At 55.4% G+C, this 222-nt stretch carries 1 protein-coding gene; it reads right to left on the reverse strand.

Annotated elements, in window-relative coordinates; all coding sequences use genetic code 11:
- The coding region (locus ACTHRE_RS11240) for a hypothetical protein (protein ID WP_440345292.1) at positions 1-222 on the reverse strand (222 nt) is incomplete at both ends.

Raw genomic sequence — 222 nt, forward strand, 5'->3', positions numbered from 1 at the left:
GTTGGTGATCTTGTTGCCGGCGGCATGGATGCCTGACTTGGTCACACTCGGGCCACCGGTAATGGTGAGGCCGTCTGTATTCAGTTTGCTGTTGCCTGCGGTGACGCTGTCAACGGTGATGTCTTTGGCCAGTTTCAGCTGTGCGCCACCGGCTACGGTTTCGCTGATGATGTTGCTGTCGCCTTTGACATTGATGGTGTCACCCAATGCGTAGTTGTTGCT

The sequence above is a fragment of the Neisseria sp. P0001.S007 genome (genome assembly GCF_051963655.1).
Classification (GTDB): domain Bacteria; phylum Pseudomonadota; class Gammaproteobacteria; order Burkholderiales; family Neisseriaceae; genus Neisseria; species Neisseria subflava_A.